Source organism: Streptomyces sp. NPDC059787, from assembly GCF_042732315.1.
Lineage (GTDB): Bacteria > Actinomycetota > Actinomycetes > Streptomycetales > Streptomycetaceae > Streptomyces > Streptomyces atrovirens.
The window spans coordinates 19234-38048 of the sequence record NZ_JBHWHX010000013.1 but is presented as its reverse complement, the minus strand read 5'-3'; the positions used below and the strand labels follow the sequence as shown (position 1 = coordinate 38048).

The following is an 18815-nucleotide window of genomic DNA, read 5'->3' as shown; positions in this document are numbered from 1 at the left end:
GCACGGGGCATGCGGTGCAGGGTCCGTCTGCCGTCGTGGCGCGGTGAGACGCCTCCAGCAGATGACGACGCATCCGAAGACAAGAAAGGCTTCGTGGATGTCGTCGCGTATCTCCCAGTGGATCCGTAGGCGACGGAACCAGTGCAGGTGGGCGAACGTGCGGTGTTCTTCGGTCGAGCAACATTCTCCGGCGGTGTCGGCGTACCGGGAGAAGTGCTCAGTCGTGGGACCGGGAGGACGACCCTGCGGCCGTGAGGGTGTCAGCGAGCGTCCATGACTCGACGGCGGTCCGGGCCTGGAGCGCGCGGCGTAGGCTCTCAGGGATGCGGATAGGCGAGTTGTCCAAGCGCACGGGCGTGAGTCCGCGCTCACTGCGGTACTACGAAGAGCAGGGCCTGCTGACCAGCTCACGCTCCGAAGCGGGGCAGCGTCACTATTCCGATGCTGCGGTCCAGCGCGTGTCCCTCATCCGACAGCTGTTCGACGCGGGTATGTCCAGCAGGGTGATCGCGACTGTGCTGCCGTGCGTGGACGTCCCGGGTGACCTGGCCGTCGCCGAGGAGACGTTCACGGCGATGACGCGCGAGCGCGACCGGATCGACGCCGACATCGCGCACCTGATCGAGACCCGGGATGCACTCGACATTCTGATCAGGGCCAACAGCCGGCACCGGGCGGAGCTGTCCACGGCCCCGGAACCGGTGGCGCGGTCGGCCTGAAGCTGTGATCTGCGTCTCAGCCGGTTGCCCCTCACATCAATGTCAGAGGTGAGGATGGCGACAACGCCCGGAATCACCGGGCCGGTCGTACGAGAGGCGGCGGAAGATGGGACAGGCGTGGGGTTTCGGCAGGTATGGCGGACCCGAGGTGCAGGAGTTCTTCGATCGTCCCGACCCTGTCCCCGGTCGCGGCGAGGTGCTGATCCAGGTCGACGTCGCCGGCGTGAATCCCCTCGACCACCTGCTGCGCTCGGGTCTGGTCGACGGGCTCGACGGCGGGCGTCCGTTTCCCCGCGTGCTGGGCATGGAGGCAGCCGGAACCGTTCTCGCCCGGGGCGAGGACGTCACCGGGCTCGAGGTGGGTGACGCGGTCTTCGGCTTCGCACTCACCGGTGGCGGCACCTACGCCGAGACGACGGTGCTGTCCGCGCCGCACACCGCGCGCATCCCGGAGGGTCTGTCCGCGACCGTGGCGGCAACGCTGCCGGTGGCCGGGACGACCGCGGTGGACGTGTTCGACCAGCTCGGCCTCCCGGCCGGTGCCACGGTCCTGGTCAACGGGGTCGGGGGCGGGGTCGGCCTCGTCGTCGCCCGGCTGGCCATCGGGCGCGAGCTGCGTGTGATCGGCACCGGGAGTACTGCCAAACGCGAGCATGCCGAGGCCATCGGGGTGCGGTTCATCGACTACACCGCCGAGGACGTCGCCGCCGCGGCACGCGAGCTGGTTCCGGACGGCTTCAACGGGATCGTCGACCTGGCCGGAGGCGCCTCGCTGCGGACGGTCGCTCCGCTGGCCCGGGATCCCCGCAACGTCATCGCCGTGGGTGATATGTCCGTGTCCGATCTCGGCGGACGTTTCGTCGAGCGTCGCGTCGACCGCGAGAACCTGGAGCGGTCGGCCCAGCTGGCCCTCGACGGACTCCTCGCACCCGTGATCACCGCGGTCCATCCGCTCTCCGACGCCCCGGCCGCCCTCGCCACCGTCGAGAACGGCCACACCTCGGGCAAGGTCGTCATCAAGGTGGCATGAGAAGTACCCGGCCCTCCGACACTGCCGACCGTCCACTGCGGACTGACGAGAACCCGTGGCCAGCGCATCATCAACCGAGCACGTTCACCTGTACGGGGTTGAGCAACGTTCAGGCGTACGCCGACAGGCGGCACGGTGTCTTTCGACGGCGCGACGTTCCCGGACGGCACGGTGCTCTTCGTCGTCGCGAGGTTCTCCGGCGGCGGGGTGTCCTTCATGGACGCGACGGGTCTTGCTCCGAGGGGGCTTCTCTCTGTCGTCGGCGCTCCACCGACAAGCGGACAAACGCCCGCCGGCTCCACGCGCTCACCGAACGGCTGAAGGCCGGCGGCTCCTCAGGCGGGCAGCCTCGTGTCGATGACGAAACCGATCTCGACGACCTGGCCGGGCAGGGTCAGTTCGCTGACGCCCACGACCGTACTGGCCGGACGGTGGCCGCCGAAGTACGCCAGGTTGCCCTCCGCCGTCGCCGTGGCGTTCCGCCGCAGGTCCACCACGTACAGGGTCTGCGAGACGATCTGGTTCCGGGTGGCGCCGTAGTGGTCCAGGACCCTGTCCATGTTGGCGTGGGTCCGCTCGAGCTGGGCGGCGAAGTCGCCCGCGTGGAGGAACCCGCCCGCGTCGTCGAACGCGAGCTGTCCGGAGACGTGGACCAGCTCGCCGGACCTGATCGCCTGCGCGTAGCCGAAGTCGCTCTCGGCCGGTATGCCGTAGCTGAGGACATCGAGGGTGGTCATGGAGTTCGCCCTTCCGATCCGCTCTCTGGTGGTTACTCGGGAACTGTAGGAGAGTGAGGGCTGACCTGGAAGAACGCACTTTTCAGTGACTGAGGAACCTCATGGTGACCAAGCATCTGCTCGAGGGCCTGCCCGAGGACGCCGACCTGCGGCGCGCGGACTCCCTGGCGCGGGAGATCTTCTCGGACGTCGCCAACAAGTGGGCGCTCCTGATCATCGAGGCGCTCGGCGAGCGCACCCTGCGCTTCAGCGAGCTGCGGGACGAGGTCGAGGGCGTCAGCCACAAGATGCTCACCCAGAACCTGCGCATGCTGGAGCGCAACGGCCTGGTCGACCGGAAGGTGCACCCCACCGTGCCGCCACGAGTCGAGTACACCCTCACCGAGCCGGGCCGGGCCCTGCGCATCGCGGTCGACGTCATATGCGGCTGGACCCAGCAGCACCTCGGTCACATCGAGAGCGCGCGCGGCCGTTTCGACGCCTGACGGGCACGCGGCGGCACCCTCGGCAGAGTTGGCCGGGTCTCCCGGGCCCGTCAACGGCGTCTGCCCCACCGCGGGATGTCCGGGGTGGGGCAGACGCGTGTGCGAGCCAGGTGCTTCGGCGCCGGGGAGGTTCAGACCGCCGCCACCTTCGGCGCCGGCTCCTCCGCGGTCTCGGTCTTGTTCTCGCTCTCGGTCTCGGTCTCGGTCCCGGCTTCGGGCTCCGGCGGGGCCTCCTCCTGGCCGACCGGCGGGATGTGCCGCATCAGGACGACGAAGAAGGCGCCGGCGACGGCGATGAGGGCCGCGCTGACCCCGGCCACCGTGTGCAGGCCGCTGGTGAAGGCCACGCGCACGGGCTCCATCAGCGTCTCGGCGAGCGGTCCGGACAACCCGTCGGTGGCGGCCGCGGCACCGGCGACGCTGTCGCGGGCGGCGTCGGCGGCGCCGGCGGGCACGCCCGCCGGGACGGTGTCGGCGATCTCGTTCCGGTAGACGGCCAGGCCCGCGGTGCCCAGGGTCGCCACACCGAGGGCGGCTCCGAACTCGTTGCTCATCTGGGACAGGGCCCCGGCCGAACCGGCCTTCTCCACGGGGACGGTGCCCACGACCATGCTCGTGCCCAGCGCCACGATCGGGGCGCCGCAGAAGGAGAACACGGCGAACCCGGCGATCAGCACGGCCGTGCCGGAACCGGCGTCGAGCTGGGTGAAGGTGAGCAGGACGGCGGTCACGCCCGCGATGCCCGCGCCGATGACGTACGCGGGACGGACCTTGCGGGCGATGATCGGGCACACCGCGAAGGAGACGGTGGCCGCGGCCATGCCGGGCAGCATGCCCAGTCCCGCCTCGAACGGGGACATGCCCTGGGCGGCCTGGAAGTACTGGGTCATGAAGAGCATGACCGTACCGCCGATGAGGCTGTAGGCGAGCAGGCTGAGCAGCGCGGCGGTGAACCGGCCGTGGGCGAACAGGGTGACGTCGAGGAGCGGACTGCTCAGCCGGCGCTGGCGCTGGACGAACAGCACGCCGATCACGAGCCCGGCGACCAGTACGACGACGGGCAGGGCCTCCCACCCGTTGCGGGCGAGTTCCTTGATGCCGTAGATGACCGGGACGGTGCCGCCCAGGCTCAGCAGGACGCTCGCCGGGTCCAGACGGCCGGCCTCGGGGTTCTTGAACTCGGGCAGGACGCGCGGGCCGACGACCAGGGTGAGCACCATCACCGGGACGCCGATCAGGAACAGCGAACCCCACCAGAAGTACTCCAGCATCACGCCGCCGAGCAGCGGGCCGACGATCGCGCCGATGGTGAAGCAGCTCGCCCACAGGCTGATGGCGACCGTGCGCTGTTTGGCGTCCTGGAACATGGTGGTGATGAGGGCCAGGGTGGACGGCGTCAGGCTGGCGCCGGCGATGCCCAGGAGCACGCGTGCGGTGATGAGCATGCCCGGACTGGTGGCGAAGGCCGCCATCAGGGACGCGGCACCGAACGCGGCCGAGCCGATCAGCAGCAGCTTGCGGCGGCCGATGCGGTCACCGAGGGTGCCCATGGTGACCAGGAAACCGGCGACCATGAAGCCGTAGATGTCCATGATCCACAGCTGCTGGTTGGAGTCGGCGCCGAGATCCGCGCTCAGGTGCGGCAGCGCCAGGAGGAGTACGAAGACGTCGAGGGCCACGAGGAGGGTCGGCAGAGCGAGGATGCCCAGCCCGATCCACTCCTTCCGCCCGGCTTTGGGAGCACCGCCTGCAGTCATGTGCCTGTTACTTCCCCTCGTCATGGGTCGTGCGCGTGTGGGTGTGGGTGCGGTGGCGCCCGTGTACTGCGCGTACCGCGTGCGTCGGGCCCACCCGCCACCGTCCTCCGGGGCCTGCCGCGCCCGCATCTCCCTGCGTGCTGAGTCCGGATGCGGAATCCGCGGGCCGCATGAAGCGACTTGGAGAATGCCCAGGCCGAAGCGGGGCCCGTAACTTCGTGGACACAGCGGCCGGAACGCCCGGCTCGCCACGATCCGCGGGGAGTCGAGGTCACCGTCTGCCAGGTGGGCCCGGGCCTCGACAAGGGGAGGGCGGTGGCCGGCTGTTCTCCTTCTCCTGACACCGGGACCCGCATCGACCGCCTTTCTGAGGCGCGGTCGGCTCACCGACGTCGGCCCGCTCCCGGTCCCCGCTCCGCCACGGCCCTCTCCCCTCCGGGCCGTGGTGGCGGGGGCGGAGAGCCGCTTCATCTCCGCGGGTCGGTACCGAGACGGTGGCCGTGCCGGCGCCGGGCGGGACGGGGTCTGCGCCGTACGGGGCAGGGCTGGACCTCCGGCACGGGCGCGGCTGCGGCAGGAGGTACGGAGGTGGGGGCGGCAGACGCGGGTGTGTCCGGGGAAGCGGGCCGCGGGGCAGCAGACGCCTCCGGCGGACTCCCGGTTCCCGGCAGGCCTTCGGCCCATGGCAATCCCCCGGTTCCCGGCAGCCCTTCGGCCCTCGGCAGACCTTTCACATCCGGCAGCCCCTCGGCCCCCGGCGATCCCCCGCTCCCCGGCGGGTCTTCGGTGTCCGGCAGGCCGATGTCGAAGTCACGCCAGGCCCAGGCCCAGGCGGCGGCCCGCCGGAAGGGCCCGTCGGGGCCGTCGTCGAGGCGGGCGCCGGCCGGGGTGCTCATCGTCCGGCCGTCGTCGGGGAGCCGCCCGCCGCGGTGCGCGCCGGCGCGAGGCTGTAGCGGACGCCGGTCAGCGCCTCCGACAGCTCCCACAGGCAGAGCCGCGCCGAGGCGTCACGTGAGGCGCGGCTGGAGGACGCGGGGGCCGGCGCACCCCGGCTCTCGAACCGTTCGCCGGGGCCGAGGTAGGCCCCTCCCGGCAGGCCGGGATCGGTGGCGGCGCGCAGCACCGGCAGCATCGCCCGCTCGGGAGGCTGTGCCAGCAGCCGTAGCGCGACCCCGCTCACCGGGCGCAGCCACACGGGCGCCTCCCCCTGCCACAGGGCGGTCGCCGACAGGCCCGGGTGCGCGGCGACGGAGAGGGTCTCGGCTCCGCTGCCGGCCAGCCGCCGCTGCAACTCCCGGGCGAACAGCAGATTCGCCAGCTTCGACCGGCCGTAGGCGCTCAGTGAGCGGTGGCCGGCGCCGTCACGGGCCCCCGGTCCGTCCAGGGCGCCCCGGCCGGCCCGGTGGGCGAGGCTGGCCACCGTCACCACGCGGGAGCCGGGAACCGGGCGCATCAGGTCCAGCAGCAGTCCGGTCAGGGCGAAGTGACCCAGGTGGTTGACGCCGAAGTGGGGCTCGAAGCCGTCCTCGGTGCGCGGACGGGCGGGGAACATCACCCCCGCGTTGTTCACCAGCAGGTCGAGCCGCCAGTGCCGGCGCCGTACCTCGTCCGCGGCCCGGCGTACCGAGTCCAGGGAGGCGAGGTCGAGACGGACGACCTCGGTGCTCCCTCCGATACGGGCCGCGGCGGCCCGGCCGCGTGCGGTGCTGCGGCAGGCCAGGACGACGTGCGCACCGCGTTCGGCGAGCGCCCGGGCCACCTCGAGTCCGAGGCCGCCGCTGCCGCCGGTGACCAGGGCCGTTCTGCCGTACTGGCCGGGGACACCGGCCGGGGACCAGTCCATGGGAGTCTCCTCGGGTGGCGGCACGCGCCGCGGAAGGTCAGGCCGCGGCTCCGTAGCCGTGCCGGACGATGAAGTCCGCCGTGACGTCGTAGTAGGCCGGGTCGGAGGGCGCGTCGGTGGCCAGGCCGCTGACGTAGCGGTTGTACATGCAGAAGGCCGCCGCGATCAGCACCGTGTCGTGCAGGTGGGCGTCGGTGGCGCCCTCGGCGCGTGCGGCGCGTACCGCCTCGTCGGAGACGGGACGGGCCTGGGTCTGCACCTCGGCGGCGACCCGCAGCAGGCTCTTCAGCAGTGCGGGGACCGGGGCCCCCTCCGGGTCGGCGAGGACCGCCCGGACCAGGTCGGCACCGCCGTCCAGCTGGGCGGCGGCGAACGCGCTGTGGGAACCGGCGCAGAACGGCGTGCTGTTGAGGTGCGAGACGTAGGCGGCGATCAGCTCGCGCTCGCCGCGGGTCAGCGGAGAGTCGCCGCTGCGCAGCAGCGTCTCCGCGAGCCGGTTCAGCGGGGCCCCGGTGTCGGGACGCTGGGCCATCAGGCCGCTGATGCCGGGCAGGTCGTTGTCGAGCGTGATGTGCGCCATCGGAACACCCTTCACTGGGGCGGGCTCGGTCGGTGCCCATCGTCGTCAGCGGCCGGGAGGGCGGCCAACTCCGAGGATGCGCAGCCCCGGGGCCCGCGGCGGACGGCCGCCGAAGGTGCGCACGCTCGGAGTTGGCCGGAACCCGTGCCGCTTTCCACGATGGGCACCGGCCGGTCGCCCCGGGCAGGGGCGGCCGGCCGTCCCTGCCCTTCCGGGCCGCCCAACGACTTACGGAGCCTCATGCCCGCATCCGTGTCCGCGTCCATGCCCGCGTCCGTGCCCGCGCACGGGAAGGCCCACCGGCGCTCGGTCGCCGCGACGGTCGTCGGCAATTTCATCGAGTCCTTCGACTGGCTGGCGTACGGGCTGTTCGCGCCGCTGTTCGCCGCCCGGTTCTTCCCCTCCGACAACACCCTGACCTCCGTACTGGGAGTGTTCGCGGTCCTCGGCGCCGGTGTCCTGATGCGGCCGCTCGGCGGCCTGCTGCTGGGCCGGTTCGCCGACCGGCGCGGCAGGAGGCCGGCGCTGATGCTGGCCATCTCCCTCATGGCGGGCGGCTCGTTCCTCATCGGAATCACCCCGACGTACGAGCGGATCGGACTGCTCGCGCCGCTCGTGCTGCTCCTGGCGCGGGCCGCCCAGGGCATCTCGCACGGCGGCGAGTGGCCGGCCGCGGCCACCTATCTGATGGAGGTCGCTCCGGAGCGGCGCAAGTGCGCGTACGGCAGCCTGTTCTCGCTGACCACCTGCGCCGGCGCGTTCACCGCCTCCCTGCTGGGCGGCGTGCTGACCGCCGCGATCGGTTCCGAGGCCATGGCGTCGTGGGGGTGGCGGGTGCCGTTCCTGGTCGGCGGCGTCCTCGGCCTGGTGCTGCTGGTGCTGCGCGCCCGGCTGGCCGAGACCGACGTGTTCCGCCGCGAGGTGAGCAGCCGGGCGGGCCGCGGCTCGGTGCGCCGGGTCCTGGGCGCCCACCGGCGCCAGGTCCTGCTCGCCGTGCTGTTCGTGGCCGGTACGGGCACCGTCGGCGGTACCTGGACCGCGGTCGTCCCCGCGCTGGGCGGGCGGATGGCCGAGCCCGGCACGATGATGTGGGTCGCCGTGACCGTCACCGCATTCCTCATGGTGGTCAACGTCCCGCTCGGTCTGCTCGCGGACCGGATCGGGGCCGCCCGCTTCCTCGCCGCGGCGAGCGTGGTGTTCGCGGTGGCGGGCTCCTGGTCGTACCTGACCATGCGGGGCACCTTCACCAGTCTGCTGCTCGCCTACGGCTCCGGCGTGCTCTACCTGACGTGCGCGACCACGGTGCTGCCCAAGCTCCTGACGGAGATCTTCCCGCCGCAGGTGCGCGCCCTGGGGATCGGGCTGCCCAACGCCGTGACCAGTGCGGTGCTCGGTGCCGTCATGCCGGTGTCGGCCACGTTCGCCGCCGAACGGGACGCCTCCGGCTGGTTCATCGCAGCGGTGATGGCGGCCGTCCTGCTGTCGCTGCCGGCGGCGGTGCTCTCCCGCCGCCCGGACGCCGCCCGCCCCGTGCTGGACCGGGCCGGGCTCACGCTCACCAGGTGAAGTGAGAAGAGAGGGTCAGAGCTCGGGTTCGCGGTGGAAGTAGGTCACCGCCCGTTCACCGCGGACGCCGAGGTCCCGGCGCAGGGCGTCGGGGTCGAGGAGCTGGGTCGTGTCGACGGCGACGAGGGCCTGTGCGCATCCGCGCCGGCGCAGTTCCGTGAGGGCCGCCGCCACCAGGGCGAGACCCACGCCGATCCCGCGCAGGGCGGGGGCGACGGCGGCCTCCAGGACGCGGCCCCGGTCGTCCGCCGCGTACGCCAGGACGTGACCGGCGGGGTGGCCGCCCACCTCCAGGAGCAGCGCGAACCCGGAGAACTCGCCCAGCCGCCGGATCCTGGCCCGGAAGAGGGCGGGGTCGTACGTCTTGGGGACCCGGGAACGGCTGCGCAGGTGCAGGCCGTGCAGCACCTCGGCGTCCCGGTCCGACACGGCCGGCCGGATGTGCCCGGCCGGGGGCAGGGCCGCCGGCGGCGCCCCGTGCGACAGGTCGACGTCGTACTGGGTGAGCGTGGCACCGCGTACGAAGCCGGTCTCCTCCAGGACGCGGGGCAGCACCTGGTCGCCTTCGAGGACCCCGCCGACGTCCAGGCCAAGCGGGGTGCCCCGGGCCAGTCCGAGCTCGTCCGTGCGGTCCAGCAGGTGCAGGATCAGGAAGCGGGCCGCCGGGGCGCTGCGCGGGCCCGGCGGGACCGTGAGGGCCGCCTCGGCTGCGGTGCCGCCGCCCAGGGCCAGTGACGCCCAGGCCAGCAGTTCGTCGCCGGGGCCGGTCAGGCACCAGCTGTTGTCCGCGTAGTGGGGGTGCGAGAGCGTCAGCCGGATGTCCTCGTGGGTGCACTCGGCCGTGCCCGTACTGCCTTCCTCGTACGCCCTGACCAGTCGCACCAGCGTGTCCACGGAGACGTCCGCGGAGCGCCTGAGGACGAATTCTCCCGGCACGGTCATGGAAATTCGTGCCCCTTCCTGGGGGGATCGATCATGGGTCGGCGAGTCATCGCCCGGGGCGGTCGGCGACGGGTGGGCGGCGCGGACGGGAGGGCCGAGGGCGCGGCGGCGCCCCTTCCCGGTCGCGGAGCCGGCGGAAACGGGGTCGCCGGACACACCGTGGGCCGTACGGAGTCGTCAGCGTCTGCGTCGTCCGGTCCGGGCGGGCAGCGATCCGGTGGAGATCCGGACCGTGCCGGGCGCTCGGCCGGGTAAGGCGCCGGGGCGGAGGCGCGGACGCCTCGCGGGGGCGGCCGGGATGCGGCGCGGGGCGCCGGCACGGCGTCCGTCGAACGCCATGGCACCTCACCGCCCTTCGCTCCGGCCAACGCCCTTCGGCGTAGTCGGATGCTACTTGGCGAAGTGGTTCCGGATGTTCTTCCAGATTGCTCTCTGCCCTCGTGACGTGCGGAAATTGTCCCCGTCTGCCGGGCAAACACCGGTCGGGGGCGCCGTGTCCGCCGTGGCGGGGGCGCCCGCCGGGTGAAGAAACGATTTGCTCGGACACCCTCGCGGGCACCGGGCCGCCGGCCCGCCTACCGCGGTTCACGCCGGACCGGACCGGCCGCGCCGGGGGCGACGTCCCCGGCGAACACACCGTGCGGGTCGACGCGGTCCCGCACCCGGCCGACGGCGGCCGCGCGGTCCCGGTCGAGGTGGAGCTGCGGACGCCCGTACCCCTCGACCAGGGACGGCACGGTGCTCCCCGTGTCCCAGGGTGCGAGTGCCTCCCGCACGGTGGCGCAGTGGTCGTGCAGGGCCTGGACGGTGACCGGTCCGAAAGGCGGGCCGGACCCCATGTACGCGTAGGCCGCGTCCACCTGGGACAGCGCGCCGCCCTCCGGGTGGGCCTCGGCGAACGCCCCGCCGAGCTGGCGCAGCGTGGCCACGGCCAGCGGTGAGCCCGACCCTTCGCCGACGGCGCCCAGGAAGGCTTCGCCGCCGGCGTCGTCCAGCTCGCGCAGCAGCAGGTGGTCGCCGATGAAGGGGACCGGTTCCGCGGGGTCCATGTGGGCGTCCAGCACCCCGGCGGGTCCGGTCGGCGCCCAGGTGTCCAGCAGCGGCTCGGCGATGTCGCGCAGCGGGCCGAGGAGTCCCGCCGCCGTCTCGTGGGCCGTCGCGGTGTCCTCCGCACGACGCGCGAGGACGGCGCCGTCGACGCAGAGCACCGGGCCGGCGGCGAGCTGCGGCGGGACGCCGGGGACCGGGGGCAGGTTCATGATGCGCAGGGACGTGGTGGCCTCGCGCGGCGCGTGGCGTGACCACGCCCGCCAACGGTCCAGCAGCGGCCGGGCGTGCGCGGCGGACCAGTAGCAGGCACCGGTGACGACCTGCGCGACGGGGAAGAGGCCGATCTCGACACCGGTGACGACACCGAACCCGCCGCCTCCGCCGCGCAGCGCCCAGAACAGCTCGGGTTCGTTCCCGGCGTCGGCGCGCACCGACTCCCCGTCGGCGGTGACCAGTTCGACGGCGCGGACGGTGTTGACGGCGAGTCCTGTGCCGCGGCCGTAGAAGCTGACGCCGCCGCCGAGCAGGTAGCCGACGACGCCGACGTGCTCGGCCGAGCCGTGCGCGGCGGCGAGCCCGTACGGGGCCGCCGCGCGGACGACCTCGCCCCAGGTGGTGCCGGCCGGGACGCGGGCGGTGCGGCGGACGGGGTCGATCTCGACGCCGCCCGCGAGTTCGGTGCGGATGAGCAGGGCGCCGTCGGCGGGCCGTACGGCGCCGGAGGCGTGCCCGGTGCTGTGCACGCGCACCGGCAGGGCGGCCCGGACCGCGGTGCGCACGGCGGCCCGTACCTGACCGGGGGTGCGCGCGACGACGGCGGCGGCCGGGCGGGGCGGGGCGGCGAGGTTGAACGCGGCGGTGGCCCGCTCGTACTCCGGGCTCCCGGGCCGGGCGAGGGCCGCCTCCCGGACGTCGGAGAGGGACATGGACGGATTCCTTCCGTAGCGGGCTTCCGTATCGGTGGCCGGGCGGGGCCGACCGGCTGTCAGGCCTCTTTGACGGCGGTGAGGAACACGAAGGTGCCCGGCCCGCTCTCCTCGCGGATGGTCAGGCCCGCCTCGGCCAGCCAGCGCCTGAGGTCCTCCGGATCGAACAGCCGCAGTCCGCCCTCGTGCTGCGGGAAGCGGTGGGCCGACTGGAAGTAGCGGTAGACGGGGTCCTCGGAACGGCGGAACGTCATCGCGGTGAAGGTGCCGCCGGGCCGCAGGATCCGGCCGGCCTCGGCGATGGCGGCCGGCGCCTCGTCGTAGAAGGCCTGCAGGGCGTTCCAGCACACGACCGCGCCGACGGAGGCGTCGGCGAAGGGCAGGTCGGCGGCGCCGGCCAGCACGGCGGGCACGTCGGGCAGCCGGCCGCGCAGCACGTTGAGCATGGGCAGCGAGCTGTCGACCGCGACGAGGCGGTCGGCGCCGACGGCCTCGGCGATCACGGTGGTCCACCGGCCGGCCCCGGCCGCGAGGTCGACGACGGGGCCGTCGACGGGGGTCACGTGCTCGGCGATGTAGCGGTCCTCGTCGTCGGGGGTGACGGCGCCGCCCCAGTTGGAGCCGGCCACCCGGAGGAACGAGGGGCGGGCCACGGCCTCGTAGAACAGGCCCATGCTGGGCACCTGGGACAGCTTCTCCAGGAAGTCGTCCACGCCCGCCTCCTCGCCGACGGGGGCGGTCAGGTCGAGGATGCCGCCCGCGGCCGGATAGTCCGCGGCGCAGCCGGTGCAGGTGAAGCGCCCGTCGCCCGGCTCGAGTTCCTTGTGGCAGGCGGGGCAGCGCAGCACGGCGGCGTGCGCGGCGATCAGTTCGGGTCCCGCGGCGGGGGCGGTGGCACGGGCCCGGTCGGGGACGGCGGCGGCCGGGGCGTCGGCCGGGTCGCCGTGGCACACCGCCCAGTAGGCGCGGGCCCCGGTGCAGCCGAGGACCGTGCGGGTGTCGTTGTCCCAGGCGGCCAGGAGCTGCTGCGGGCTCAGGGCCTTCACCCAGCTCTGGTCGAAGGCGACTTCGTCCTCGTTGAGGGTCCACACGGACGGGGAGGGCCACACGCGGCCCAGTCCGGGCCGGCCGGGGTCGAGTTCGCTCAGGGCGCGGTCGAGGCGGGAGAGGTCGGCCGGGTCCAGTTCCAGGCCGGAGACGGCGGCGAGGATCTCGTCCCGGTCGGCCGGGAAGTGCGACAGCAGGTAGAGCAGGGCGAGGGTCAGCGGGGTGCCGATGCCCTCGGTGCGCAGCAGCTCCAGGTACGCGTCCAGGTGGACGCGGACCGCGCGGGCCACCGGCCCGGCGACGGTGGGGTGTTCGGACTCGGCGAGCAGGCCGAGCAGGATCGCCAGGTGCCCGCGGCGCCCGTCGCCGGCCCGTTCGAGGGCGGCGGCCAGGGCGGGTACGGCGTCGAGGGCCGACGCGGTGGGTTCGCCGTCGTCCCACACCGCCTCGACCAGCGTGCGGTAGTGGTGCTCCGCCTGTTCCGGCGCGGCGTTCACGAAGGCGTCGATCAGGGCGTCGGTGGCGTGGGCGGTGGCTGCGTTCACGGGGCGTCCTTCCTGCATCGGTGCGGCGTCACCGGCGTCACCCGGCTCCCTGCGTGACCGGCGCGCTGACTTGCGCGCTTACCTACGCGCTGACCTGCGACGAAAGGGGCCGGTCGTGGGGATGCTGCCAGTGCCGCACGCGCCGCCGCATCTTCTGGACTGCCCTCCTTGCGGGGGCCGCGGGGCCGCGGGGCCGCCGGGCCCCGCCTGCGGAACGGACGCGCCGACGGGTCGCCCGGGGTCCGCCGGGACGCGCTTGCGGGACAGTCGCCGCCGACGAGCCACCCGGGGACCCCCGGGCCCCGCCTGCGGAACGGACGCGCCGACGGACCACCCGGGGCCATCGGGACGCGCTTGCGAGACGGATGCCGCCGGCGTGCCGCCCAGGGGTCGCCGGCGTGCCACGCGGGCGGCGACGGCGTGCCACGCGGGCGGCGACGGGAGTGCCGGGACGCGTCGGCGGCGCCCGCCGGGCACCGGGGACCACGGAGCAATCGACAAGATGCGGGGCCGTTCCGCGGCGGCGCACGATACGGCTGGACGCACGTGTTTCGGGATCCGTCCCGCCGGGCGAGCCCTGTGACCTCCTTCAGTGAGCCGCGGCCTTCACGCGCGGACCGACTCTCCTCGGAGCGCTTCATGCATCCCTTCCGTATCGACATCCCGCAGGACCAGCTCGACGACCTGCACCGACGGCTGGAGGCGACCCGCTGGCCCGACGAACTGCCCGGTGTCGGCTGGAGCCGCGGGGTGCCGCTCGGTTATCTGAAGGAGCTCGCCGAGTACTGGCGCACGTCGTTCGACTGGCGTGCGGCCGAGGCGCGCCTGAACGCGCACCCGCAGTTCGTCACCGAGATCGACGGCGCCCCCGTGCACTTCCTGCACATCACCTCGCCCGAGCCGGACGCGACGCCGCTGCTGCTCACGCACGGCTGGCCGGGTTCCGTCGCCGAGTTCCTCGACGTGATCGGCCCGCTGTCCGACCCGAGGTCCCACGGCGGCGACCCGGCGCAGGCGTTCCACCTGGTCATCCCGTCGATCCCGGGCTACGGGTTCTCCCGTCCGCTGCCGGAGAAGGGCTGGGACACGGGCCGTATCGCCCGCGCCTGGGCCACGCTGATGGAGCGTCTGGGGTACGACCGCTACCTGGCGCAGGGCGGTGACGCCGGCGCGGTGATCTCCCTGGAGCTCGGGCGGATCGACCCCGAGCACGTCATCGGCGTTCACGTGAACATGCTGATGACCTTCCCCTCGGGCGATCCGGCCGAGCTCGCCGGGCTCGGCCCGGCCGACCAGGCCCGCCTGGGCAAGCTGGCCCGCTTCGACGCGGAGCTGTCGGGCTACATGAAGGTCCAGCAGACCCGCCCGCAGACACTGGCCTACGCGCTGACCGACTCGCCGGTGGGCCAGCTCGCCTGGATCGTGGAGAGGTTCCTGGACTGGACCTCGGCCGAGCAGCGGCCCGAGGAGGCGGTCGACCGCGACCTGCTGCTGACCGTCGTGTCGATCTACTGGCTGACGGCCACGGCCGGTTCGTCGGCCCAGTTCTACTTCGAGGGCGCCGAGGGGGTGCGGGCCGCCGCCTCCGGCGCGGTCCCGCCGCCGCTGACGGTGCCGGTGGGCGTCGCCGTCTTCCCCGACGACATCTTCGTGCCCATCCGGAGCCTCGCCGAGCGCGACCTGCCCAACCTCACGCACTGGACCGAGTTCGAACACGGCGGGCACTTCGCCGCGATGGAACAGCCGGCCGCCCTGACCGGCGACATCCGCGCCTTCGCCCGCTCCCTCACGTCCGCCACCGCCACCGCCGCCTGAGCCGACACCCGCTCAGACAGAGAAGAGGCCTTAGATGACCACCCCGACCGTGATCGACGTCTGGCTGGGCGACCTGACCTTCCCCGGCTACATGGACCGGCTGCACCGGCTGGGCGCCGAGTTCGAGAAGGCCCACCCCGAGTACCGGATCAACATCGAGGGCCGGGACTTCCGCAACCTGTCGAAGGAGATCGCCGAGGCCGCCGACGCGGGCCGCCCGCCGGCGATCGGCGAGTTCTACTTCGCCGTCACCCAGGCCGCGTACGACATGCGGACGAAGGACGGCGAGCCGCTGTTCACCTCGGTGCAGCGGGCGATCGCCGGCCGCACCGAGATCCTCGGCGAGCCGGTCGTCGTCGACGACCTCCTGCCGGCCGTGCGCGAGCACTACTCCCGCGACGGCGACCTGGTCTCGATGCCCGCCGTGGTGACGGCGATGCTGATCTACGGCAACCAGGACCTGCTGCGCGCCGCCGGTGTCGAGCGGCTGCCCACCACCTGGGAGGAGCTGGAGGCGGCCTGCGAGGCCGTCGCCGCGCTCCCCGACGGCCCGAGCCACGCGGTGACCTGGGCCAACCACGGCCTGTTCTTCCAGCAGGCGCTCGCCGTCCAGGGCGGGCACCTGGCCGACCACGACAACGGCCGCTCGGGCCGGGCCTCCCGCCTGGACCTGTCGTCCAAGGAGATGCTCACCTTCGTCGAGTACTGGCAGCGGCTGCACCAGGAGGGCCACTACCTGTACACCGGCAAGATCCCGGACTGGGAGGGCAACCTCAAGGCCTTCGCCGACCAGGACGTGGCGCTGCGCGTCACCTCGTCCAACGACCTCAACTACATGGCCCAGGCGGCCGAGCACGCCGGCTTCCAGATGACGGTCGGCCGCTTCCCCGGCCGGGCGGGCGAGCCGTACGGCGGGAACATCATCGCCGGCACCTCGCTGTGGCTGACCGCCGGTCTCGACGAGGTGACGCAGGACGGCGCCCTGGCGTTCATGCAGTTCCTGAACAACCCGCGCAACGCCGCGGACCGCCACATCGCGAGCAGCTTCGTACCGGTGACCCGCTCCTCGTACCGGCTGCTGGAGGACGAGGGCTGGTTCGAGGCGAACCCCTACCACCGGCTGGCCAGCGCCCAGCTCGGCAGTTACACCGAGGGCGAGGGCGTGCCGCCGTGCCGGGGCGCGCTGTTCGGCGACTTCGCCGGCGCGCAGGACGTGATGACCCGCGCGATGGGCGACGTCCTGCTGCAGGGCGCGGACCCGGCGTCCCGGTTCGCCGAGGCGACCGCGGAGGCGCAGGAGCTGCTCGACGCCTACGAGCGCGACCGCGCCGACAACGGCGTGCGCAGCCCCGAGAGCCTGCGGGTGGAGTACTTCACCGGCGCCGAGGCCTACACGGGCGCGCAGCTGGAGAACGCGGTGCGCGGCAGCAACGGCTGACACCGGACACGTTGAAGGGGCGCCCCCACTCGGGGGCGCCCCTTCCGTGTGCCGTCAGGCCACCAGGGTGCGGGCGGGCTCGCGGTAGTAGTCGAAGTCGACGGCCTGGCCGTCGAGGGCCAGACGCAGTTCGGCCAGGCAGGTCCGTAGCGAGGCGAGTACCGCGGGTACCTGGACGGTGTCCGCGAGGTGGGTCAGGGTGCGGTAGCTCTCGATGAGGTGGAGCTCCTGCTCAGCCGTGAGAGGTGAGGACGCGTTCGTCATGAAGTCGTGCCGCCTTCCATTGTGATCGGGGCAGGCTGCCGGCGGGGGCGAGCTCCACCACGGGACGGATGCCGATCTCGCGCTTGAACTCCTCCGCGATACGGCCGCACAGCGCGTCGGCGGCCGGGCCGGCGAGTTCGCCCGCGTCCACCTTGACGTGGACGGTGTCGAGCCCGCGCACGGTGCGGATGGACGACTGGAACTCGTTGACCTCGTCGAAGGAGCGGACGACGTCCTCGATCATCACCGGGGTGACGGACACCCCGCGGATCTTGCGCATGTCGTCGACGCGCCGCAGGATGCCGCCGTCGTAGAAGTCCCAGGTGCGGCCGCAGCCGCACTCGGTGTGCGGGCGCCTGACGACGATGTCCTCGGTCCAGTGGCGGAAGAGCTGGACGCCCTCGCGGGAGAGTCCCGTGGTGACGCGGACGCCCTCCTCGCCGTAACCGACGGGCTGCTTCGTCTCGGGGTGGAGCACCTCGTCGTAGCAGGACTGCTCGTTGATGTGGCAGGCGTTGCGCCGCGAGGGACACTCGAACATGAAGACGCCGCCGAACTCGGTGGTGCCGGCCGCGTTGAAGACGCGGGCGCCGAAGGCCTCCTCGATGGTGCGGGTGGTGAAGTCGGAGCGCGGCTCCGCCCCGGCGAGGATGATCCGTACGTTCGCCTCGCGGGCGAGGTCGACGCCCATCTCGCGGGCCGTCTCGATCAGCCGCATGGCGTAGCTGGGGGTCAGGCCGAGGACCTCGATCCGCTGCTCCACCAGCAGACGGACGCGGGTGCGGGAGTCGAGTCCGCCGGAGGGGAAGACCGTGCAGCCCATGCGTTCCAGCGCGTAGTGCATGCCCCAGAAGCCGGCGAGCAGGCCGTAGCCGAAGCACACCATGCCCTTGTGGTGCGGGCGCACCCCGTTGGCGTACAGGGCGGTGCAGAAGGTGTCCACGCACCACGCCCAGTCCCGCTCGGTGTCGAAGGTGCGCACCGGCGGGTTGCCGCTGGTGCCGCTCGTCTGGTGGTGGCGCACGCCCAGCGACGGGTCGAGCGAGGGCCAGGTGCCGTACGGCGGTGCCTGTTCCTCGGCGGCGAGCAGGTCCGCCTTGTACAGCAGCGGCATCCGGGCGGTGTAGTCGGCGAGCGAGGTGATGTCCTCGGGTATGCGGGCGTTCCAGAACGGTGAGGAGCGCCGGGCGTGGTCGAGGGCGCGGCTGAGGCGCCGCCACCGCCAGGACTCCAGCTGTTCGCGCGGCATGGTCTCCGCTGTGCTGTTCCAGTAGTCCACGTATGTCTCCCCATGTACGCCCGGCGGTCGGTGACACCGGGAATCCTGACGCCCGTCGGCCCGGCGGCGCATCTTTGCGCGTGCGGTCCGTGGGCTCACGCCGGACGGCGGTTGTCACGGCGTGACAACCCGGTGAGGGCCACCGTCTCAGGCGGCCGTGACGGTGGCCGCCCGGGTGGTGAACTCCCGTACGGAGCGCAGGTAGTTGGTGATGATGTCCATGCCGTGGTCGGTGCGGAAGCTCTCGGGGTGGAACTGGACCGACTCCACGGGCAGGGTCCGGTGGCGCAGCCCCATCACATAGCCGTCGTCCGCCGAGCGGGCGGTGACCTCCAGGCAGTCCGGGACGCTCTCCTCGGGCACGACGAGGGAGTGGTAGCGGGTCGCCTCGAACCGGTCGGGCAGGCCGGCGAACAGGCCGCGTCCGTCGTGGCGGATCCGGCTGGTCTTGCCGTGCACGAGGTGCTCGGCGGGCACCACGCTCGCGCCGTAGGCACGGCCGATGGCCTGGTGGCCCAGGCACACCCCGAGCAGCGGCAGACGCCCGGCGAAGGCCCGTACGAGTTCCACGTGGCCCGACTCGTCCGGGTGCCCGGGGCCGGGGCCGAGGAGGATGCCGTCCAGCCCCATGGCGGGCACGTCGTCCGGGGCGAGCGCGTTGGAGCGGACCATGAGGGGGACGGCTCCCGCCGACATCAGGTACTGGCGCAGGATGTCGACGAAGCTGTCGAACGCGTCGACCACCAGGATCCGCGGGGGCGGACCGGAGGCGGGCCGGACGGTGAACATCCG

16 protein-coding genes are annotated in these 18815 nt (G+C 73.1%); 6 read left to right on the top strand and 10 right to left on the bottom strand.

Features of this window, described 5'->3' with window-relative positions; genetic code table 11:
• The first annotated feature begins 323 nt into the window (after positions 1–323).
• Positions 324–719, top strand: a complete 396-nt coding sequence (locus ACFV5H_RS14880) for a MerR family transcriptional regulator (RefSeq protein WP_385054120.1) — start codon at positions 324–326, stop codon at positions 717–719.
• Positions 720–825: 106 nt separating this feature from the next.
• Positions 826–1749, top strand: coding sequence for an NADP-dependent oxidoreductase (locus ACFV5H_RS14875; protein ID WP_385054117.1), 924 nt, complete (start codon positions 826–828; stop codon positions 1747–1749).
• 335 nt (positions 1750–2084) lie between these two features.
• Here the strand turns inward: ACFV5H_RS14875 and ACFV5H_RS14870 are convergent, their stop codons facing one another.
• A complete protein-coding gene (locus ACFV5H_RS14870; RefSeq protein ID WP_385054114.1) occupies positions 2085–2486 on the bottom strand; it encodes a RidA family protein in 402 nt (133 codons plus the stop codon).
• 101 nt (positions 2487–2587) lie between these two features.
• Here ACFV5H_RS14870 and ACFV5H_RS14865 point away from each other — a divergent pair, with 101 nt between their 5' ends.
• Complete coding sequence (locus tag ACFV5H_RS14865) at positions 2588–2971, top strand: winged helix-turn-helix transcriptional regulator (protein WP_385054111.1); 384 nt, start codon at positions 2588–2590, stop codon at positions 2969–2971.
• 131 nt (positions 2972–3102) lie between these two features.
• Here ACFV5H_RS14865 and ACFV5H_RS14860 read toward each other — a convergent pair whose 3' ends face one another.
• From ACFV5H_RS14860 to ACFV5H_RS14850, 3 genes are all read right to left on the bottom strand, one after another.
• A complete protein-coding gene (locus ACFV5H_RS14860; RefSeq protein WP_385054108.1) occupies positions 3103–4728 on the bottom strand; it encodes an MFS transporter in 1626 nt (541 codons plus the stop codon).
• A gap of 892 nt (positions 4729–5620) precedes the next feature.
• On the bottom strand, positions 5621–6571 hold the full coding sequence (locus ACFV5H_RS14855) for an oxidoreductase (protein ID WP_385194945.1): 951 nt from the start codon (positions 6569–6571) through the stop codon (positions 5621–5623).
• Between the two features lie 37 nt (positions 6572–6608).
• Complete coding sequence (locus tag ACFV5H_RS14850) at positions 6609–7151, bottom strand: carboxymuconolactone decarboxylase family protein (RefSeq protein WP_385194943.1); 543 nt, start codon at positions 7149–7151, stop codon at positions 6609–6611.
• A gap of 240 nt (positions 7152–7391) precedes the next feature.
• Here ACFV5H_RS14850 and ACFV5H_RS14845 point away from each other — a divergent pair, with 240 nt between their 5' ends.
• The gene (locus tag ACFV5H_RS14845) at positions 7392–8717 is read left to right on the top strand and encodes an MFS transporter (RefSeq protein ID WP_385194941.1); all 1326 of its coding nucleotides are present in this window, start codon (positions 7392–7394) and stop codon (positions 8715–8717) included.
• Positions 8718–8732: 15 nt separating this feature from the next.
• On the opposite strand, the gene ACFV5H_RS14840 is transcribed toward ACFV5H_RS14845, so the two are convergent.
• The 3 genes from ACFV5H_RS14840 to ACFV5H_RS14830 all read right to left on the bottom strand — a co-directional run bounded on the left by ACFV5H_RS14840 (position 8733) and on the right by ACFV5H_RS14830 (position 13227).
• The gene (locus tag ACFV5H_RS14840; protein ID WP_385054098.1) at positions 8733–9659 is read right to left on the bottom strand and encodes a GNAT family N-acetyltransferase; all 927 of its coding nucleotides are present in this window, start codon (positions 9657–9659) and stop codon (positions 8733–8735) included.
• Between the two features lie 575 nt (positions 9660–10234).
• The gene (locus tag ACFV5H_RS14835; protein WP_385194939.1) at positions 10235–11635 is read right to left on the bottom strand and encodes an FAD-binding protein; all 1401 of its coding nucleotides are present in this window, start codon (positions 11633–11635) and stop codon (positions 10235–10237) included.
• Between the two features lie 59 nt (positions 11636–11694).
• On the bottom strand, positions 11695–13227 hold the full coding sequence (locus ACFV5H_RS14830; protein WP_385054092.1) for a methyltransferase domain-containing protein: 1533 nt from the start codon (positions 13225–13227) through the stop codon (positions 11695–11697).
• Between the two features lie 639 nt (positions 13228–13866).
• Here ACFV5H_RS14830 and ACFV5H_RS14825 point away from each other — a divergent pair.
• Together ACFV5H_RS14825 and ACFV5H_RS14820 are read left to right on the top strand one after the other, a co-directional pair.
• The gene (locus tag ACFV5H_RS14825) at positions 13867–15042 is read left to right on the top strand and encodes an epoxide hydrolase family protein (protein WP_385054089.1); all 1176 of its coding nucleotides are present in this window, start codon (positions 13867–13869) and stop codon (positions 15040–15042) included.
• 34 nt (positions 15043–15076) lie between these two features.
• Complete coding sequence (locus ACFV5H_RS14820) at positions 15077–16480, top strand: extracellular solute-binding protein (RefSeq protein WP_385194937.1); 1404 nt, start codon at positions 15077–15079, stop codon at positions 16478–16480.
• Positions 16481–16534: 54 nt separating this feature from the next.
• Here ACFV5H_RS14820 and ACFV5H_RS14815 read toward each other — a convergent pair whose 3' ends face one another.
• From ACFV5H_RS14815 to ACFV5H_RS14805, 3 genes are all read right to left on the bottom strand, one after another.
• A complete protein-coding gene (locus ACFV5H_RS14815) occupies positions 16535–16744 on the bottom strand; it encodes a DUF6052 family protein (protein WP_385194935.1) in 210 nt (69 codons plus the stop codon).
• Positions 16713–18023: a phenylacetate--CoA ligase family protein gene (locus ACFV5H_RS14810; protein WP_385054080.1), complete on the bottom strand. Its 1311-nt coding sequence runs from the start codon at positions 18021–18023 to the stop codon at positions 16713–16715. Before ACFV5H_RS14810 ends, ACFV5H_RS14815 begins: the two co-directional genes overlap by 32 nt.
• A gap of 147 nt (positions 18024–18170) precedes the next feature.
• The gene (locus ACFV5H_RS14805; RefSeq protein ID WP_385054150.1) at positions 18171–18812 is read right to left on the bottom strand and encodes an anthranilate synthase component II; all 642 of its coding nucleotides are present in this window, start codon (positions 18810–18812) and stop codon (positions 18171–18173) included.
• Between the last annotated feature and the right edge of the window lie 3 nt (positions 18813–18815).